Below are 17,006 nucleotides of genomic sequence, written 5' to 3'. Positions count from 1 at the left end.
GGGTCTTCGGGGCCAACTTGCGGATCGTCATGTCTTCGATCATGCGCCGGCGCAACGGGCTCATTGCCTCGTCGGTCATGGGGATGCTCCTGTCTTGGGTGAGGTTGTTGCAACCCCTCAATCTCAAGACAGGACGCCCCTTGGCGCTATCGGCTTGGCCACCCTGTTTGCCGCAGCGGCCTACCGCGCGAGCGGTTTAGTCCCGTGGCCCTTCAGTGACATGCCAACGGCCTCTGACGATGTCCGTTCATCGGGCTAGACCGGAAGCGACCGACCGATGGCCAAAACGACGTTGATGCCGAGTAGGCCCGGGGAATTTCACCCCGAGCCTCTCACAGATTCCGTACGTGAACCTCTCGATTCATACGGCTCGTGCCATCGCATGAAGGCTGCCGCCTTCCATTGACGATCGAGTTCCTCCCAATGCTGGTTGACCCGATCCAATGGCGATGACCTGCCCCCTTCGCTCCACGGGCATTACTCCGCTTCATCGCTAATACGAGGCAGTCCGCCCCTCTCCGGCGCATCGGTACTTTCGACCTTGCGGTGGTAGCCGCTTGTGTCTTTTCCCTTGGCATCGCCGGCCAGGTTCTCACGTTCCGTACGACAGCCTGGTCGAGCTTCGCGCCGCCTACATGCCGGATGTCGCTCGGGCAGTCTCAGGCATCCCCCGAGCTGATCCCGGAGGAAGGGTCACCCCCCGGTTCTGACATCGCCTAATCCGCTTTCGACACTTCTGCAGCGGTTCGCTTGCGCTCGCCTCTCTCGACCGTGCCTGCCGGGATCTTGTCCCGACGTTTCCGCAACGTTCACCACCATCGCTTTTGGCGACAGCAGCTTGCGGTGGCTTGAGATCGGCACCTGATTGCCGAACCCGAAGGGCCCTCCTTCATCTCTCGTACAGTTGCGCATCGCCGCGTGGACTGGCGATGCTCGTGACACAAGACCCGAAGCGGACGTGCCTCAGAAGATGAAAACTGGCGGACTTTTCCGGTCTCGATTCCAAATATTTCCGGAATTTTACGCACTCCGTTTCAAGCCGTGGCGATAAACGTTCGTTAGCCTGCGGGCTAATGTTTGTGGCAACTCGGGCAGCAGGCTTGTCATGCGTCACGGAGGAATTTGAGAGCCGCCATGTTCTTGCTCGACGACACTCACATTGCGACGTTGTACACGTTCCCATTTCTAGTCGGCCTCGCACTGCCCGGGTGGCCTTCGCTTATCATTGCCGGTTTCGCTGCTCTTGCCTCCGCCGCTTACGCGAAGGCGACGGCAGGTGGCGGGCTCGCGTCGGCTCTCGCTCTGCTCTTCGTCTTGACCGCTGTCGGCGGCCTATGCTGTGGATTGCTCACTCGCGCGGCGACGCTGTGGATCGCGCCTTTGAGCCGACATCCCTATCGGTTCATGGCAGTCGCCATGATCGGCTATATCTTGCCACCCGTCGCCTTTTCGGGGCCTGCAGAGACCGTCGCATGGCTCAAGCGGCCCTCCCAGCGAGTTTGCGCCGCAGCCGTCTATCGCGTGACGTCGGCGAACATGATGTTGCAAATAAGGGCAACACCGGTGTTTGCCGTCGATGAGTTGGGCGCGACGGGTTCGACTTACGTTCGCCATCTCGGCTTCGGTAGCGAGCGTGGTCTCAAGGAACTCTGCGGGCGCGAACTCCGAGACAATCAAGTGATCGGGCCGGTCGCGGTTAACCTGTATCCTTGGATGTTCGGCAGCTCGCATGTGCAGAGTTGGGCGGCGGCAACCTGCACGTCGGCGGCCGATAAGACGCTTATCCTCGTGTGCCTCCTAGCTGACAAGACGCATCCAGCACGGAGGATGGAACGCGCCACGATTTACGGCTCCGAGATGGACGCCGCCATCCTGCGCGGCGGCAACTTCGCGATAGAAGAGCGGCTACATCAGCGTCTAATCGAAAGCAGCGAGCCTTTCGTGCTAGTCTGCGAAGGCGATGAAGCATCTACCGCCGACGCAGCGCTCTTCTGCGGTGCGCAAGAAGTCATTGCTAACGGACTACGCATCAAGTTTCTGTTTCACACGAACGGCGCGCGGTTGAATGCAGATTCCGACGCGATCAGGGTGTATTTGCGCGAACTGGTCGCAAGCCTATCTGCTAACACGTCCTCATAGATGATCGAACCACGTCGTCTGTTGGCCCGACGCAGGCGAGCCGGCTGGTCTCAAACAGGTCCGGTTATTGGGGCGAAGCTGCCGTCCTATTGCTAAGCACAAAATGATGCGATTGACCCATAGCAGAACTGTTGCCGAGCGTAGCAACGCCCCCAATGTGGACAAAGTTTGCAGTCCATGCTTGAGTTCATGTCCTTTCGGGGAGGCGGCTGTGTGCTGCAAGGTATTTCGTTGCTTCGCCACGTTTTGTTGTCTCGCTGCCGCGCCGGCAACCGCCGAGGAGGCCAGTCCGCCGGCGCTAACTTACTCTCCCTGGACTAAGTTCTGTGTGAACGAAACCTGCTTTGTCGGCAGGGATGGCCGCTATGCTGACTGTGCACCAGTTGTCACGGCTGTGTTCATTGAGCGAAACGGAGACACCCAAAAGACGTTGCACGTTACCCTGCCGACCCGAGTGAGCTTTGAGCGCGGTGTCCGTATCATCATCGATCAGAGCAAGCCAATCGAGCGGCCCTATGTCCGCTGCCTTGCTAGTGGCTGCATGGCCCACTATGACGCTGGAGCGGAACTGATCGATCAGCTCAAGCAAGGGCGAATGCTTGTTCTCGAGACGGTCGACAAAGCCAATTCGCCGATCAGACTAGGCCGTGAACCCATAAATCTGCCGGACGGGCGGCTTGCGAGGTCCGCTATGCCCCGATAGGCGACTTATCGTTGCACAGCAGCGAAGCGACGCGATGGACCCCAAACGGAAGTCGCGCAACAAGGCATATGCCAAGTGGTACGTCGGTTCAGCATGACGTCCTGCGCGGAGCATTGCTGTTAACGCATGCGCCGCCGCCAATCGCTCGGCGTTTCACCGGTCAGCTTCCTGAACGCCGCGGCGAAGGCCGTCTGGGAGGCATAGCCAAGCGCCGCGGCGACCGAGACGACCGACTCGTCGGTGTCGCGCAGCATATTCATGGCCTGCTCGAGGCGGTGCTGGCGCAGCCAGGCATGCGGCGAAAGCCCGGTACTCTCCTTGAAGGCACGACAGAAGTGGAAGCGCGACAGGCCAGCATCGGAAGCCAGGGCATCGAGGGAGACGTCGGCGTCGCTGCCCGAGCGCAAGCGTTCGATGGCACGGAGCAGGACCTTCGGCGACAGCCCACCCATGGTCGGCCGGGACGTGGTTGGCGAGCCGGCGTGTGCAGCCAGGAGGCGCGTGGCCAGCAGGTCCGTCAGCTGATGCCTGAACAGGGTATCCAGGGCCCCATTGCCCTCCATGACATCCACCGCGCTCAACAGCAATCGGGATGTAAAGGGGTCGGGATGCGCCGTTCGCTCCATGAGATCGACCGGTGTGGAGATATCGGCTTCGTCGGCAACGCGCCTCAGCGTTGCGTGAGGAAGATAGAGCTGGACGACATCAACAGGTTTCGGAATATCCCATCGGGAGCTTGATCCTTCCGGAATGATGATCACAACCCCGGGACGAAACGTTCCAATCGCGACCGATCTTCCTGACCGCCGCTCCATGCGCTGCATCATACCGTTGTAAGCCATGATGACGTGATGGGCCATTGGCGCGACGACGTCGTGCAGTGGTTCATGTTTCCAGTGGGCGATCCCGGCACCGGAGGCGTCCAATGCCATGTGAAACGGTTCGGTCCCGAGCACACGGGCCATCTCCGCATCGGCACGACGCCCATCGGCAACGGACACGCCGCTCTGACGGCCCTCAGATATGGCGGGCGGGTGCTCCTGCAACGGATCGCGCAGGATCGGCTTATTCATGATCCAATACCAAAGTTGCGGTGGCGATGGAGCCCTCGCCGCGATGGCGCGAGCAAGTAGATGGGGCGGTCGCTGACCTGATGGCGGAACTTACCTCAGCAAACTCCTCACGTAAACCTGACGGATAGTGTGATCTACCCGCTACGGTGAAGCGGAAGAACACATAATTGGCCGAGCTATCCGCAGAACCTGCGAAATCCCGAGCGATTGGCGGAGGCGTTAGCAGCAATCGCTCTTTAGCGACGGCAAACGCTCTGGGGCAGCGGCACGCCAGGTTCGCTAGAGATCGTCGTGCCCGCGCTGAGAGAGCGACACACGAACTCGAGGGACCGATCCTATGACCTCCGTCACCACCAACGATGGCGTCCAGATTTTCTATAAGGACTGGGGGCCGAAATCCGCCCAGCCGATCGTTTTTCACCACGGCTGGCCGCTGACCGCCGACGACTGGGATAACCAGATGCTCTTCTTCGTCAGCAAGGGTTACCGTGTCATCGCCCATGATCGCCGGGGTCATGGCCGTTCGATGCAGGTGAGTGACGGCCACGATATGGATCACTACGCAGCCGATGTCGCGGCCGTCGTAGAGCACCTCGATCTTCGGAATGCCATTCACATCGGTCATTCCACGGGCGGCGGCGAGGCCACGCGCTACGTTGCACGCCATGGCAGAAATCGCGTGGCCAAGCTGGTCCTGATCGGTGCGGTGCCGCCGCTGATGTTGAAGACAGAGGCGAATCCGGCTGGCTTGCCCATCGAAGTGTTCGATGGCCTACGCCAGCAGCTCGCCGCCAACAGGGCGCAGTTCTACCAAGACTTCGCGAGCGGTCCATTCTATGGCTATAACCGCCCGGGCGCAGAAGCATCGCAGGCCGTCATCTGGAATTGGGGGCGCCAGAGCATGATGGGCAGTGCCAAGGCCCACTATGACGGCATCAAAGCCTTCTCGGAAACGGACTTCACCGAGGATCTGAAGAGCATCACCGTGCCCACGCTCGTCCTGCATGGCGGTGACGACCAGATCGTACCCGTCAACGACTCGGCATCCCTGTCGGCGAAGCTACTGAAGCACAGCACTCTGAAAATCTACGACCTGCTGCCGCACGGCCTGTGCACGACACATGCCGACATCATCAACGCCGAGCTTCTCTCCTTCATCTCAGCCTAGTCGGCATCGACGTCAAGAACAGCGGGAGACAAAAAATGACCTGGAAGAACCTCGTCGCCCCCCTTGCAATCAGATCGCGGCCGAGAGCCGTCGCCTCTGCGGTCATCTACGGGCTGTCGCTGGCCGTTCGCTTCACTTCAGCGGCGGGTGAAGAGGTGGAGATTCCACCGCAAGCCGCGCAACGGGCGCACCCGCTGATTTCCATCATGCCCAGGGACGGCTCCCGTCTTCCCCACCAGGAGTGGGGCGCAAACCCCGCGCAACCGATCCTCTTTCGCCACGGCTGGCCGCGCTGGTCGCCGCCCGGCTGCGTCGCCCCTTAAGAACCAGATCTCGTTTCACCGCTTCGCGTCGTCGTCGGTCGCTGCCGCCCATCTGGGGCAGCGCCGGTAACGCGCGGACTTTTGGAAGCCAAAACCACAGGAGCAAATGACATGCGATTAGTCATCATCGGCGCCGGCTTTGCCGGCATGTATGCTGCACTTTCCGCCGCCCGCCTGCGCGACATCCGGGGCGTCTCGCCCGAGGAGCTCGAGATCGCGCTGGTCGCCCCCGATCCGACGCTGGTGGTGCGCCCGCGCCTTTACGAAGCGAAGCCCGAGACGTTGACTGCGCCTCTGCTCGATGTGCTCAAGGCGATCGACGTCGCCTACGTGCAGGGCAGCGCCGAGACGATCGACACCAAGTCTCGGATGGTGCAGATCGCCACAGCCAAAGGTACACGCAAGTCGCTCTCCTACGACCGGCTGGTCGTGGCCACCGGCAGCCAGCTGTTCCGCCCGAATATTCCGGGCCTTGCCGAGCACGGCTTCAGTGTTGACTCGCTCGATGACGCAATCGCGCTCGACAAGCATCTACACAGCCTGGCCGGGCGGCCGGCCATCAAGGGGCGCGATACGGTCGTCGTCGCCGGCGGCGGCTTCACAGGTATCGAGGCGGCGACCGAGCTGCCGACGCGCTTGCGCGAAATCCTTGGCACGGACGCAAGGACGCGCGTGATCATCGTCGACCGCAACAGTGCGATCGCTCCCGACATGGGCGAAGGCCCTCGCCCATTAATCGAGGAAGCATTGCGCAAGCTCGACGTAGAGACCCGGCTCGGGGCCGGTGTCGCCTCCCTCGACAATTCAGGCGTCACCCTGTCGACCGGCGAACACATCGAAACCGAGACGGTGGTCTGGGCGGCCGGCATGCGCGCCGCGCCGTTGACGGCGCAGATTCCCTCCGAGCGCGACAATTTCGGCCGGCTGTTGGTGGATCGCGATCTGCGCGTGCCGGGTGTCGCCGGCGTCTTCGCCACAGGCGATGCTGCGCGGGCCGCATGCGACGACGACGGCAACTACGCGCTGATGTCCTGCCAGCACGCCACCCGGATGGGCGCCTTTGCCGGCAACAATGCCGCCGCCGAACTCCTGGGCGTTCCGACCAGGCGGTATCACCAGAAGGCGTACGTCACCTGCCTCGACCTCGGCGAAGCCGGCGCGCTTTTCACGCGCGGCTGGGAGCGCAAGGTCGAGATGGTCGGCGACGTCGCCAAGAAGACCAAGCAGGAGATCAACACTGTCTGGATCTACCCGCCCCGCGCCGAGCGCGCCGCGGCGCTCGCGTCGGCCGATCCGGAGCGTGTGACCGACCTCTAGACGCCCCAAGCAATGGCGGCCGCGCTCCCCTGGTCCGCGGCCTGCTCAACCAAATCCCGACAGACCAAGACCAACCAAGCGCCTTTACCATAAAACAGGAGACAGACATGAACGTGCACAACACCTCATACCCCGCGACATCCAAACCCGAAGAGCTCGTCCCGTCGCGCTACGCGCTGAAGGTCGGCGACATCGACGTGCTGGTGGTCAGCGATGGCGTGCTCCCGCTCCCGACCCAAATGTTGGGACACAACGCCGACCCGGCCGACCGCGCGGCCTGGCTGAAAGACATGTTCCTGCCGCAGGACGCGTTCGATTGGGCGCTGAACGTGGTCGTGGTGCGGAGCGGCGGCAAGACCATCCTCATTGACGCTGGACTAGGGTCCGATCCGGACTTGAACCTGCCGCGGGCCGGCCAGTTGATCAAGCGACTGGAGGCCGCCGGCATCGATCTTGGGTCCGTCACAGACTTGGTGTTGACCCACATGCACATGGACCACATTGGCGGGCTGCTCGTCGAGGGGGTGAAGGAGCGGCTGCGTAAAGACCTGCGGATCCACGTGGCGGCCGCCGAGGTCAAGTTCTGGGAGTCGCCCGATTTCTCCCACACCTCCATGCCGCAGGGCTTCCCGGATGCGCTCCGGTCGGCCGCCAGGCGGTTCGTGAGCGAGTACGGTAGCAACCTGCGGACGTTCGATGAGGAGCACGAGATTGCGCCGGGCGTGGTCGCCCGTCGCACCGGCGGTCACACCCCCGGGCACAGCGTGGTCCGCGTGGCGTCCGGCGGTGACGGGCTGACGTTCGCCGGCGACGCCGTGTTTACCGTCGGGTTCGAGCAGCCCGACTGGCACAACGGTTTCGAACACGATCCCGAAGAGGCGGCGCGCGTTCGGGTCCGTCTTTTGCGGGAGCTGGCTAAGAACGGCGAGATGCTGGTGGCCACTCACCTGCCTTTCCCGTCCATCGGACGGGTGGCGGCCGACGGCGACGCCTTCCGTTTCGTGCCGGTCTTCTGGGACTACTGACCGCTCGTTGGGTTAAGGCCGACCCAGGGCGCGTATGAGTTCGCGCCCTGGTTCAATACCTCGCAACCACTGAACCCGAAGCGGTCGTTTATGCCCGCTTGGACCAACTTCAAACTTTACAGATGAGTCGAACGAACATGCAGAACGAAAAAGTCATGATCATAACGGGTGGCAGCTCTGGCATTGGTCGGGCGGCCGCGCTCCGTTTCGCGAACCAAGGCGACAAGGTGCTCATCACCGGCCGCCGCGCCGGCCCCGTCGAGCAAACGGTGGCGGAGCATAAGAATATCGCGGGCATCGTTGCGAATACCGCCTCTGCTGAAGACGCCGGGCGGACCATCGCCACGGCGGTCGACAACTGGGGCCGAGTGGATGGGCTCGTCAACAACGCCGGCGCGGGAGCCATCCTTCCGTTATCGGATGCGACAGCCGATCGGATCGCAGACATCTTTTCTGTCAATGTGCTCGGTCCGAGCCTGCTGGCCCGCGCCGCCCTTCCTCACCTGAAGGCGACGCAGGGCACCATCATCAACATCTCCTCGACCTTCGGTCACCGGCCGGCGGCGGGACTATCCCACTACGCCGCCAGCAAGGCGGCGCTGGAACACCTGACCCGCTGCTGGGCGCTCGAACTCGCGCCGCTCGGAATAAGGGTGAATGCGGTCGCCGCCGGGCCCACGGAATCCGGCGCCTTGACCGGGATGATGGGGCTATCTGCGGAACAGGCAGAAGCCGTCAAGGAAGACGAGCGCGCACGGATTCCGCTCGGTCGGCGCGGCGTTCCCGATGACATCGCGGAATGGATTGTCCAGCTTGCGGGCCCCGCCTCGCAATGGCTGACGGGCCAGGTTCTCGCCGTCGATGGCGGCTTGGGACTGGCTTAGTTTCCACGCTGCCAAAAGTCCAGCCATGTCCGTAAGTGAATTCAGAGCATGAGCGACTGCGCGTTGGTCATGGCGAGTTGATGGCGCTGCTCGAGACGTGATTCAATCTCTGACCGGGAGCCTCGAATCATGCGCTACGAACTCAGCGACTATGAATGGACCGCAATCAAGCCGATGCTGCCCAACAAGCCGCGCGGCGTTCGGCGGGTAAATGACCGTCGCGTGCTCAATGGCATCTTCTGGGTTCTGCGCTCGGGTGCGCCATGGCGCGACCTGCCGCCGACCTATGGTCCGCGCACCACCTGCTACAATCGCTTCGTTAGGTGGCGGCAGGCTGGCGTCTGTGACCAGATCATGGATACGCTTGCCGCCGGTCATGAACCGGCGGTGCAGATGATTGACACCTCGGTCGTCCGAGTGCACCAGCACGGAGCCTGCATCTCGGACAACAATCAGCAGGATATGGGTCGCTCGCGAGGGGGCCTGACCTGCAAGATTCACGCGGTGGTGGACACCAATGGCCTGCCGGTCCGTCTTGCCCTCACGCCCGGTGAAGCGCACGACAACCGGCTGTGTTCGGTCCTCCTCTGCGCCATGCTTCCCCAGACGATGTTGCTCGCGGATCGCGGCTACGACGCCGACTGGATCAGGGAGCTTGCCCGCCAGCAAGGCCCTTTCCGAGTTCGAGCAGCGCCTCTGAAAGCCCGAGTTTCGATCCCAGCGTCTTCCGTTAGCACTGGTAGAGGTGCCATTCGCCTTCGTGTCGGCGGAGGGTTAGAAATCCAATGACATCTCGGCCCTTATCGTTGGCGCCGCCGACCCGCTCCACGCTGACGTATAGCTTCGACTTTTGGCTCGCCCAAAGATCTACGAACTCCTCAAGCTGGCTGTCATCGAGTTCCTGGATCCGAATGGCAGGGCTTCTCATCGACTCCTCCGGTATGCGGTGCCGGATATAGCAGGCATGACCTTGGGTTGAGAAGATGTCGACCACCGCCCCTGCGCTAGAGGATTACTCACTTCGTCTGAGGCCTTCGAAGCGGGAGTCCCGTCATATCGCCAGTCGACAGGGTCACGCCGGCTCCTCGGAAACGACCTGCTCGGCCCAATTGTCGAGCGATGCGTCGGCCTTCCGGAAGAGCGCCGCGCGGATGGGATCATGGAGCATGATCTGCTTCAAAGTCTGGCCAGCGATGGAATCCTTGAACGCGACCTGATGGCCGAGGAAATCTCCGCGATGCAGCCCGAACTCGTGCGCCAGAAGCCGTACGTCATCGCTGTGAAGGTGCCCGAGAAACAACCGGGGCTCACGCGCTCTGTCGTGGCAAACAGCCCAGCCCGGCGGACCGGAATGGCTTCCGCGGCGCTGCCAGCCTGCTTCGGAATAGCAAAGGCAAGGCAGAGCGAATGCCTGTCCAATGAGGTCCACGCTGGACTCGCGGCCGCTCGAATTCTCCATGTGAAGAACAACGCGACGGGCTTCCACCATCGCACGAAAGCCGACGTCGCCGACCTCTTGCTCATGGAAGGCGAACTTCGTCGGTGGCTGCTTCATGGCTTCCTCGCGAGGCCGTTGGAGCGGGGATATGCAGGCATCTGGGGACCCAAAGAAGGTGATTTGACCCCCCTCACTTTTTTCGAGCTCAAAAATCGGCGAAAAATCGAGGCAGAATTTACGAGAAATATCAGCGGGATCTGCGATCGAGTCGTTCTCAAAACGAAATCGAGTCGTTCGTAAAGCGGAAATCGAGTCGTTCTCAAAGTGTCCGCACAAATTTGAAATCGCTGGTGGGCCCGGCAGGACTCGAACCTGCAACCAGACCGTTATGAGCGGCCGGCGCTAACCATTGAGCTACAGGCCGCCCAGCTGCCGCGCGCGCGATAGGCCTAAACCGCCGCAACAAACGTTACGAATTCGTTGGGCTTTCGCAGCTTGAAGGCCCGCTCAGGCGTGGAAATCTTCGCAATATTTGATGACACTTTCGCAGGTATCGTTGGACTGTCCAATCGTTCCTCCTTTGCCCGGCCATGCCAGATCGCGAACGCACCTGCGAGCAACACAGCGGCCGATATCACGAGGGAGGCATGCGCGCCCGTCATGAACGCGTTGTTCCCTCCGACCTGCGAGCCGAACAGGGCAACGCCAAGCACGCTGCCGGTCTGCCGCGTCGCGTTCAATACGCCCGCGGCGATGCCGGATCGCGACTTCTCGACACTGCCGAGCAGCGTTGAGGTCAAGGACGGCACGAGCAGGCCGAGCCCGCCGCCGAGGACCATGAGCTGAGCGCCGATCGCCCCGTAGCTGGTGCCTGAGGCCATGGGCAGCAGCGCAACGCAGCCCGCGGCAGTGATCACACAAGCCAACGCAATGGTTTGCGGCGAGCCGAGGCGCTCGCTGACCGACGCGGTGACCAGGTTGGCGGGCAGCACCATGGCCATCATGGGCACGAAGGCGAGGCCCGTTGCGAACGGCGACCAGCCATTGACCTTCTGGAAGTAGAGACTGAGCACGAAGATCAGGCCGTAGAAGGCGATGTTGAAAAGAAGCCCGACCAGAGCGGTCAGCGCGAACATGCGATGGCGGAACAGCGACAGCGCCAGCATCGGTTGTGGCGCGCGCGCCTCGCGCCATACGAACACGAGTCCGATTACGGCCGCCGCCGCGAAGCCTACGATGACGAGCGGGTGGCTCCAGCCGAGCGCGCCGGCCTCGATCAGGGCGCCGGCCAGTGTGCCGAGGGTTGCAATCGCCGCGATCTGTCCCGGCAGATCGATCTCGCGCTGCGCGAGCCGCGGCGTCTCCTCGGCATAGCGCCAGGCAAGCCAGAGGCCGGCGGCGCCAATCGGCAGGTTGACGAGAAAGATGGCGCGCCATCCGACCAGCGCGATCAGCGCGCCGCCGACGAAACGGCCCCGAAGTCAGTGCGACGCTCGCACCTGCGGCCCAGAAGCCGACAGCGCGGCCGCGCGCCTTCGGATCGGTATACGCGTGATTGAGCAGCGTCAGCGAGTTCGGCACTAGGATCGCCGCCGCCAGGCCCTGCACGGAGCGCGCAGCGATCAGGAACATCGCTGACGGGGCCAGTGCGCAGGCGAGCGAAGCCAACGTGAAGATTGCAAAGCCCCCGATGAATATCCGTTTGGCGCCAACGCGGTCCACCGAGCGCGCCGGCGGTCAAAATGAAGGCAGCGAACGCGATGGTATAGGCCGTCACCACCCATTGCAGCTCGGCGACGCTGCCGCCGAGCGAGGTGCCGATGCTGCTCAGCGCAGTGTTGACGATGGTGATATCGAGCTGCACCACGCCGAGGCCAAGACTCGTGGCGGCAAGCGCCAGCGCCGTCGCGAGAGGCGAACGGGATGACGTGTTGTGGGAGCGGGCTTGTTCCGGCCGCCTTGCGTTGAGCGAAGCTGTTTGCATTGATCACACTCAGTTGTCTGTGAGAATTTGACGGCTCGGATAAGCCTACGTTGCGTTCACATTCGATACCAATCGAATATTCGCAGCCGCGGGGATGATATCTTTCGCCCATCGCGGCACTTGCTTTCGCTGGGCTTGTTGGTGTCCAGGCAACCTATGTCCGGTGATCGAACCAGTCTTGCGGAACTACTACGGTCTCGGCCGAAGCATTTGCGCTGGCACTGCGTCCTCGTCGGCGTTAGGAGAAAGACATGGACACGGGACCCAAAATCGCCCAAGTCGCGGCGCTCATCGGCGATCCGGCGCGCGCCAACATGCTGAGCGCGCTGATGGATGGCCGAACGTTGACCGCCTCGGAGCTTGCCTATGTGTCTGGCGTGGCGCCACAGACGCCGAGTGGCCATCTTGCGAAACTCAGCGACGCCGGATTGCTCGCGCTCGCAAAGCAGGGCCGACGACGATATTTCCGCTTGGCCTCTCCGTCCGTCGCGCGCGTGCTGGAAGGTCTCATGGTCGTGGCGCAGGAAGGCCCCGCCCGGCAGCGCAATCTCTGGCGCGGCGGAGAGACGCTCCGACACGCGCGCACGTGCTATGACCACATGGCCGGCCGCATCGCGGTCGCAATCACCGACCGCCTGGTCCAACAGTCGTTTGTTCTGCTCGACGAGGATGGCGGACAATTAACCGATGCCGGTCGGTCATTCTTCGATGAGTTGGGCATCGATCTTCGCCTCGCCTCGAGGCGCCGAGTGTTCTGTCGCCCCTGTCTCGACTGGAGCGAGCGGCGGCCGCATCTGGCAGGGGCGGTCGGCGCTGCCATTCTTCATCACGCGCTCGAGCACGATTGGGTCGAGCATGTCCGGGATAGCCGCGCGCTCGTCGTCACTCCGGTTGGCGTTAGAGAACTCGCCACAACGTTCGGCATCGAGAGCGCACGCCCGACGGACGGTTGCGAAGGGCCTGTTGCATCACTGTCCCGAGGCCGGGTAGCGGTTATCCCGGTTGAGTCAGCGTTCCCCGGCCGGAGGTAGCGCTGCGATCAGCCGCTTCGGCCGAGAGTACTGTCCGTACTTGACATTCAGAATCACGGTGGACAGTGCACTTGGTTCGCACTCCGTCAGCGCAATTGCCGTTTGCTCTCTTGCATCAGGTAAGCGGCGCATTTTGGCGGTGATAGCGCATTCCGAAATGGCGCGCCACGGCCGATGAAGATGGGCACTATAGCTTCGCCGTGGCGCTATGACGCTACAGCCTTGCACGCGCTCGCCTCCGAAGACCCTGCGACCACCTGCGACTTGGCGCTTCGCCGCGAAATTGGAGTAATTTCCGAGATCGAGGGCAAAGTCGAAAACAGAAGTCTGATGTATTATTTCGTAGTTTTACCCATTCAGGAGTCGCCCGGCCGCGAGGGCCTTCTCGATCGGCCGCGCGTTGCGGCACTTGCGGGGCGCGACGGAGTCTGAATATCGAACGAGAGCAACGCATCGACGAGGTCCTCGTCCGACAGCCCGGCGCGCATGAAGGGTCTTATTCGATTGCCCACCCGCATTAGCGCAAAGCCGTGCGCCAGCGACGCATAGGCGATCGTCATCGCCTTTATCGTTTGCTCGTCTGAGTTGGGCCGGGTCGCTCTCACTCGCTCTTCCAACGCGACATAGCAGGCGCTGGCCACCTCTGCGAGCGCCGGGTCAGCCGACGTATCGCTCAGCAGGTCGGAGGCAAACATCAAGCGGAAAAGCTGTGGCCGATCCGCGGCCAGTTCGAGAAAAGCTCGGCCACAAGCACGCAGCCGGGCGCCCGGGCTCTTTTCGCGCGCGCTATCCTTATAGCGCTTCAGCAGTTCTGCAAAGCCCTGGGCCGCAAGCGCCGCCAACAGAGCGTCACGGTCGGTAAAATGCCGATAGGGCGCGCTATGCGCAACTCCGATCAACGACGCGAGTTCGCGCAACGAAAGCGTCTCGAAGCCGCGGCGCTCAATTTCAGAGGCCGCCGCCTTGAGCAGCGCCGCCCGCAGGTCTCCATGATGATAGGTGCGTTTCGTGGTCACGACGAACTTGATGTTGACACGGCACACATCAAGATGCAATGTGACCGGTGTCTACATTGGGCGCATGGAGCCCCGCACCTCCGAACACTGAGAGGTTTCACATGCATCTGCGCTCATTCCTGATGATCGCTGCCACCGCATTCGGAACAGCGACAGCCCATGGACAGGCCCTTCAGCCAGGCCCAAACCGGGTCACGTTTCAATCCGCGTCATATACAGAATTTCGCCAACTCCAGTCGCGCGAAGCCCCTGCCGCAACGATCACGGTGCCTGCTACCTTGAGCTTTCCCGACGAAGCGGGGAATCGCTATCCCGCTGTCGTCATCGTACACACGATTGCTGGCTATCTCGACGCCAATGAAGGGCAATACGCGGCTGAACTACGCAAGGCGGGGTTCGCCACCTTGACCTATGATAGCTTTGCTGCACGCGGAACGACTGGGATTGCAGCATCACGTTCCGGCCCGGGCATTTGGCCGACTGGGGTGGCAGATGCCTACGCAGCGTTGGGGCTGCTCGCCAGCCATCCTAAAATCGACGCCAGTCGAATCGCTATCGTCGGCTTCTCGTTTGGCGGCGAGGTTGCTCATCTGACGGCCTTTGAGCAACTGCGCGCCGCGGTCAATCCGAGTCAAGCTCGCTTTGCCGCTCACGTCGCGTACTATCCGGCAGGTGTCTTTGGCGCGATCGCTGAACGAGGGGCCTACACCGGATCGCCGGTCCTCATACTCCTCGGCGAAAAGGACGACAATCTGCCGGTGGCGAAAGTCGAGGGCTATCTCGCTTACGCGAAAGCCGCGGGATCCCCGACTCCGATCGAGGTCGTGACCTATCCCGACGCCTACCATGCATGGACGGTTCCTAGTTTGACGACCTTGCGCTTCTATCCGGAATACCCGAGCGCGAAGAAGTGTCCGCTTATCCTGATCGGGCCAAACAGACCCTCGCTGCTCGTCGATGACCAATTGGAGCCCTTTGACCCAGGCACTTTCGGCTCCTGCATGGGCAAGGCGCCGGGCTATTCCATGGTTTACGATGCTGCGGTTCGCGCGAAGTCGGCTGCCGAAGCGATGGGATTCCTACGACTGCATCTCAGGCCTGAGTAGCCGTGGATAGGGCTATGGGCGGCGAAGTTACTCCCGATCGAAGGACGGCAAGATAGAAGCGGGCGCCGTCCGCCCGCCCGGGTTGCAAGCGTTTGTCTGCACATTGGTTTTGGAGATGGCGCATGGCTGGCAGGGAAAGGGGCCGTGTTGGCGCAGCCGACACGATTCGAACGTGTGGCCTTCGTCTTCGGAGGGCGACGCTCTATCCAGCTGAGCTACGGGTGCTTACTGCTTACGCAGTGCTTACGCGAATTTCGCGAATGAGTGAACCCCAACGCGTAACCCTCGCAAGCCCTTGTAGTTCAATACTCTTTCTTCGTCACTTTTCACACCAGCCGGCTTGACACGTGCCTTCGGAGGGCAACGCCAAGCGACCGCCTGAAATAGCAATTTGAGATGGTTGCATGTCCGCGCTTTGAACCGGTTTCGTCTGACGCAGGCAGCGCGGAAATTTTACGCCGCTCTGCGACGCCGCCGCCGAAAGCGCGTTCGCCTTCGATTTTCTGCGACATTGCTCGCTTATCGCTGATGTTCAACGTTAGGAACCTGACAGCATTTGCATAGACCGCATAAAACCTGAGCTGGCCCAATCGCTTGCGTTCCGCGTCAAGCGGATGATTGAAGAAAGTAACGCAAGCTGATCGGGCCTGTCCGGCATGATGACCACCTTCGGCGGCGACATCCAGGTATGGTCGGCCGAGGGCGACATCAGCCGCCGAGTTCGAAGCTTTCGCTGAATTGGATCGGCGTCTCGTCGATCAGCTTTTTGAGATGTGCCTTACGTTCGACCAGCGGCAGCTTCCGAAGATCGTAGCCATTGAGATAGAGCAGATCGAACGCTACCATCACGATCTTGGCAGACTTGCCTTTCAGCTCGTTCTGCAGCACCGAAAAATCCGTCGTGCCGTCGGCTGAGGGGACGACGACCTCGCCGTCGATGATCGCAGAGCCCGCGTTGATCACGTAAGCGTCGGCGGCATTCTTCTTGAAGCGCTTGGTCCAGTCTTTTCCGCGCCGCGTGAATACCTTGATGTCGTCGTTGGCAAGATGAGGCTGGACGCGATAGCCATCGAACTTGATCTCGTGAATCCAGCGCGTCCCGGAAGGCACCCGATCGCCTGTGTCGCCAACGCGGGCTCGATGAAGCCGGGGTAGGGGGCCTTGGTGCCGATCGCGGCCGGCTTCTTACGCTGAAACGTCACTCAAGAGACTCCACGCGATGGAGGCCGATTCAAGGTGGCGCAACTTGGTTCGTTTCGGCTCAGAGTGTTCCACGTGTTTTGTCGCTGTTCCGACTCCGGAACTTGGAAACCTTTTTTGGTATTGCCGAGTTTTCCCGACCGATAGGACGTACCTCAGGGAGACGTCATGCAGGAGTATCGCATTTTCATTCTGGGTCGGGACGGACACATTATGGACCGACACGAATTCCTGGCCCCTGACGATAACGCGGCGAAAGAGCACGCCAAGCAGATGGTGGATGGCCACGACATCGAGCTATGGGAGCGAGGGCGAAAGATAGCTGAACTGAGGAGCAAGGAGTGCCGGGCGCGATGACGATGGAAGATATGCTTCAACTTGCCTTGGTTGTTGTCTTTTCCGCGGTGTTGCTGGCGACCAGCCAATCGTTTACGCACTATCGATCGTCAAGAAACGCCGATGTGCCTGCTGCTGCAGTGATCTTGCGTGCGGAGAGACCGACGTTCCTCCTATTTGAGCATGCCCTAGGTCGCGTGGACAGTTATGTTAGCCAGAGCAGAGTTGCGGCGATAGCGACGACAGCGAAGTAATTTCGTGCG

At 61.7% G+C, this 17,006-nt stretch carries 13 protein-coding genes, 2 tRNA genes and 4 pseudogenes; 12 read left to right on the top strand and 7 right to left on the bottom strand.

The genetic code is table 11. From position 1 onward, the window contains the following. Nucleotides 1-1,134 precede the first annotated feature (1,134 nt). Together AC5ZGW_RS42250 and AC5ZGW_RS42245 are read left to right on the top strand one after the other, a co-directional pair. Nucleotides 1,135-2,139, top strand: a complete 1,005-nt coding sequence (locus tag AC5ZGW_RS42250; protein ID WP_130229648.1) for a hypothetical protein — start codon at nt 1,135-1,137, stop codon at nt 2,137-2,139. 103 nt (nt 2,140-2,242) lie between these two features. Continuing rightward, complete coding sequence (locus AC5ZGW_RS42245) at nt 2,243-2,842, top strand: invasion associated locus B family protein (protein WP_130229649.1); 600 nt, start codon at nt 2,243-2,245, stop codon at nt 2,840-2,842. Between the two features lie 119 nt (nt 2,843-2,961). Here AC5ZGW_RS42245 and AC5ZGW_RS42240 read toward each other — a convergent pair whose 3' ends face one another. Further along, nucleotides 2,962-3,915 (bottom strand): helix-turn-helix transcriptional regulator, encoded by a 954-nt coding sequence (locus tag AC5ZGW_RS42240; RefSeq protein WP_130229650.1) that lies wholly within the window; start codon nt 3,913-3,915, stop codon nt 2,962-2,964. Nucleotides 3,916-4,252: 337 nt separating this feature from the next. Here AC5ZGW_RS42240 and AC5ZGW_RS42235 point away from each other — a divergent pair, with 337 nt between their 5' ends. The 7 genes and pseudogenes from AC5ZGW_RS42235 to AC5ZGW_RS42205 all read left to right on the top strand — a co-directional run bounded on the left by AC5ZGW_RS42235 (nt 4,253) and on the right by AC5ZGW_RS42205 (nt 10,370). Beyond that, the gene (locus AC5ZGW_RS42235) at nt 4,253-5,083 is read left to right on the top strand and encodes an alpha/beta fold hydrolase (RefSeq protein ID WP_130229651.1); all 831 of its coding nucleotides are present in this window, start codon (nt 4,253-4,255) and stop codon (nt 5,081-5,083) included. Between the two features lie 35 nt (nt 5,084-5,118). Beyond that, complete coding sequence (locus AC5ZGW_RS42230; protein WP_130229652.1) at nt 5,119-5,406, top strand: hypothetical protein; 288 nt, start codon at nt 5,119-5,121, stop codon at nt 5,404-5,406. A 111-nt stretch (nt 5,407-5,517) separates the two neighbouring features. After that, nucleotides 5,518-6,723 (top strand): NAD(P)/FAD-dependent oxidoreductase, encoded by a 1,206-nt coding sequence (locus AC5ZGW_RS42225; protein WP_463327772.1) that lies wholly within the window; start codon nt 5,518-5,520, stop codon nt 6,721-6,723. Between the two features lie 107 nt (nt 6,724-6,830). Then, nucleotides 6,831-7,748, top strand: a complete 918-nt coding sequence (locus tag AC5ZGW_RS42220; protein ID WP_165435547.1) for an MBL fold metallo-hydrolase — start codon at nt 6,831-6,833, stop codon at nt 7,746-7,748. A gap of 122 nt (nt 7,749-7,870) precedes the next feature. Then, a complete protein-coding gene (locus AC5ZGW_RS42215) occupies nt 7,871-8,632 on the top strand; it encodes an SDR family NAD(P)-dependent oxidoreductase (protein WP_496114101.1) in 762 nt (253 codons plus the stop codon). Between the two features lie 129 nt (nt 8,633-8,761). Then, nucleotides 8,762-9,310: pseudogene (locus tag AC5ZGW_RS42210) on the top strand (IS5 family transposase); the annotation flags it as partial. A 481-nt stretch (nt 9,311-9,791) separates the two neighbouring features. Continuing rightward, entirely contained in the window at nt 9,792-10,370 is a 579-nt protein-coding gene (locus tag AC5ZGW_RS42205; RefSeq protein WP_165435548.1) for a hypothetical protein, read from the top strand. Between the two features lie 48 nt (nt 10,371-10,418). On the opposite strand, the gene AC5ZGW_RS42200 is transcribed toward AC5ZGW_RS42205, so the two are convergent. Beyond that, nucleotides 10,419-10,494: transfer RNA gene (locus AC5ZGW_RS42200), tRNA-Ile, on the bottom strand. A 163-nt stretch (nt 10,495-10,657) separates the two neighbouring features. After that, nucleotides 10,658-12,054: pseudogene (locus tag AC5ZGW_RS42195) on the bottom strand (MFS transporter); the annotation flags it as partial. A 251-nt stretch (nt 12,055-12,305) separates the two neighbouring features. Here AC5ZGW_RS42195 and AC5ZGW_RS42190 point away from each other — a divergent pair. Continuing rightward, nucleotides 12,306-13,085: an ArsR/SmtB family transcription factor gene (locus AC5ZGW_RS42190; RefSeq protein ID WP_130229654.1), complete on the top strand. Its 780-nt coding sequence runs from the start codon at nt 12,306-12,308 to the stop codon at nt 13,083-13,085. A 356-nt stretch (nt 13,086-13,441) separates the two neighbouring features. Here the strand turns inward: AC5ZGW_RS42190 and AC5ZGW_RS42185 are convergent, their stop codons facing one another. Next, nucleotides 13,442-13,927 (bottom strand): TetR-like C-terminal domain-containing protein, encoded by a 486-nt coding sequence (locus AC5ZGW_RS42185; protein WP_245475053.1) that lies wholly within the window; start codon nt 13,925-13,927, stop codon nt 13,442-13,444. Beyond that, nucleotides 13,928-14,101: pseudogene (locus tag AC5ZGW_RS42180) on the bottom strand (TetR family transcriptional regulator); the annotation flags it as partial. It lies immediately after the preceding gene. Nucleotides 14,102-14,202: 101 nt separating this feature from the next. Here AC5ZGW_RS42180 and AC5ZGW_RS42175 point away from each other — a divergent pair. Beyond that, a complete protein-coding gene (locus AC5ZGW_RS42175) occupies nt 14,203-15,207 on the top strand; it encodes a dienelactone hydrolase family protein (RefSeq protein ID WP_130229656.1) in 1,005 nt (334 codons plus the stop codon). 148 nt (nt 15,208-15,355) lie between these two features. On the opposite strand, the gene AC5ZGW_RS42170 is transcribed toward AC5ZGW_RS42175, so the two are convergent. Together AC5ZGW_RS42170 and AC5ZGW_RS42165 are read right to left on the bottom strand one after the other, a co-directional pair. Further along, nucleotides 15,356-15,432: transfer RNA gene (locus tag AC5ZGW_RS42170), tRNA-Arg, on the bottom strand. A gap of 486 nt (nt 15,433-15,918) precedes the next feature. Continuing rightward, nucleotides 15,919-16,409: pseudogene (locus AC5ZGW_RS42165) on the bottom strand (ATP-dependent DNA ligase); the annotation flags it as partial. Between the two features lie 351 nt (nt 16,410-16,760). Here AC5ZGW_RS42165 and AC5ZGW_RS42160 point away from each other — a divergent pair. Then, nucleotides 16,761-16,997, top strand: coding sequence for a hypothetical protein (locus tag AC5ZGW_RS42160; protein WP_496114100.1), 237 nt, complete (start codon nt 16,761-16,763; stop codon nt 16,995-16,997). Nucleotides 16,998-17,006: the final 9 nt, after the last annotated feature.

The sequence above is a fragment of the Bradyrhizobium sp. Crot121 genome (assembly GCF_059512385.1).
This window is presented reverse-complemented; position numbering and strand designations above follow the sequence as displayed.

Excerpts from the sequence above, each read along its gene's own strand:
- AC5ZGW_RS42230 (WP_130229652.1), top strand. The coding sequence starts at position 5,119 with ATGACCTGGAAGAACCTCGTCGCCCCCCTTGCAATCAGATCGCGGCCG.
- AC5ZGW_RS42245 (WP_130229649.1), top strand. The coding sequence starts at position 2,243 with ATGATGCGATTGACCCATAGCAGAACTGTTGCCGAGCGTAGCAACGCC.
- AC5ZGW_RS42160 (WP_496114100.1), top strand. The coding sequence starts at position 16,761 with ATGACGATGGAAGATATGCTTCAACTTGCCTTGGTTGTTGTCTTTTCC.
- AC5ZGW_RS42215 (WP_496114101.1), top strand. The coding sequence starts at position 7,871 with ATGAGTCGAACGAACATGCAGAACGAAAAAGTCATGATCATAACGGGT.
- AC5ZGW_RS42250 (WP_130229648.1), top strand. The coding sequence starts at position 1,135 with ATGTTCTTGCTCGACGACACTCACATTGCGACGTTGTACACGTTCCCA.
- AC5ZGW_RS42225 (WP_463327772.1), top strand. The coding sequence starts at position 5,518 with ATGCGATTAGTCATCATCGGCGCCGGCTTTGCCGGCATGTATGCTGCA.
- AC5ZGW_RS42205 (WP_165435548.1), top strand. The coding sequence starts at position 9,792 with ATGGAGCATGATCTGCTTCAAAGTCTGGCCAGCGATGGAATCCTTGAA.
- AC5ZGW_RS42175 (WP_130229656.1), top strand. The coding sequence starts at position 14,203 with ATGCATCTGCGCTCATTCCTGATGATCGCTGCCACCGCATTCGGAACA.
- AC5ZGW_RS42235 (WP_130229651.1), top strand. The coding sequence starts at position 4,253 with ATGACCTCCGTCACCACCAACGATGGCGTCCAGATTTTCTATAAGGAC.
- AC5ZGW_RS42190 (WP_130229654.1), top strand. The coding sequence starts at position 12,306 with ATGGACACGGGACCCAAAATCGCCCAAGTCGCGGCGCTCATCGGCGAT.
- AC5ZGW_RS42220 (WP_165435547.1), top strand. The coding sequence starts at position 6,831 with ATGAACGTGCACAACACCTCATACCCCGCGACATCCAAACCCGAAGAG.
- AC5ZGW_RS42240 (WP_130229650.1), bottom strand. The coding sequence starts at position 3,915 with ATGAATAAGCCGATCCTGCGCGATCCGTTGCAGGAGCACCCGCCCGCC.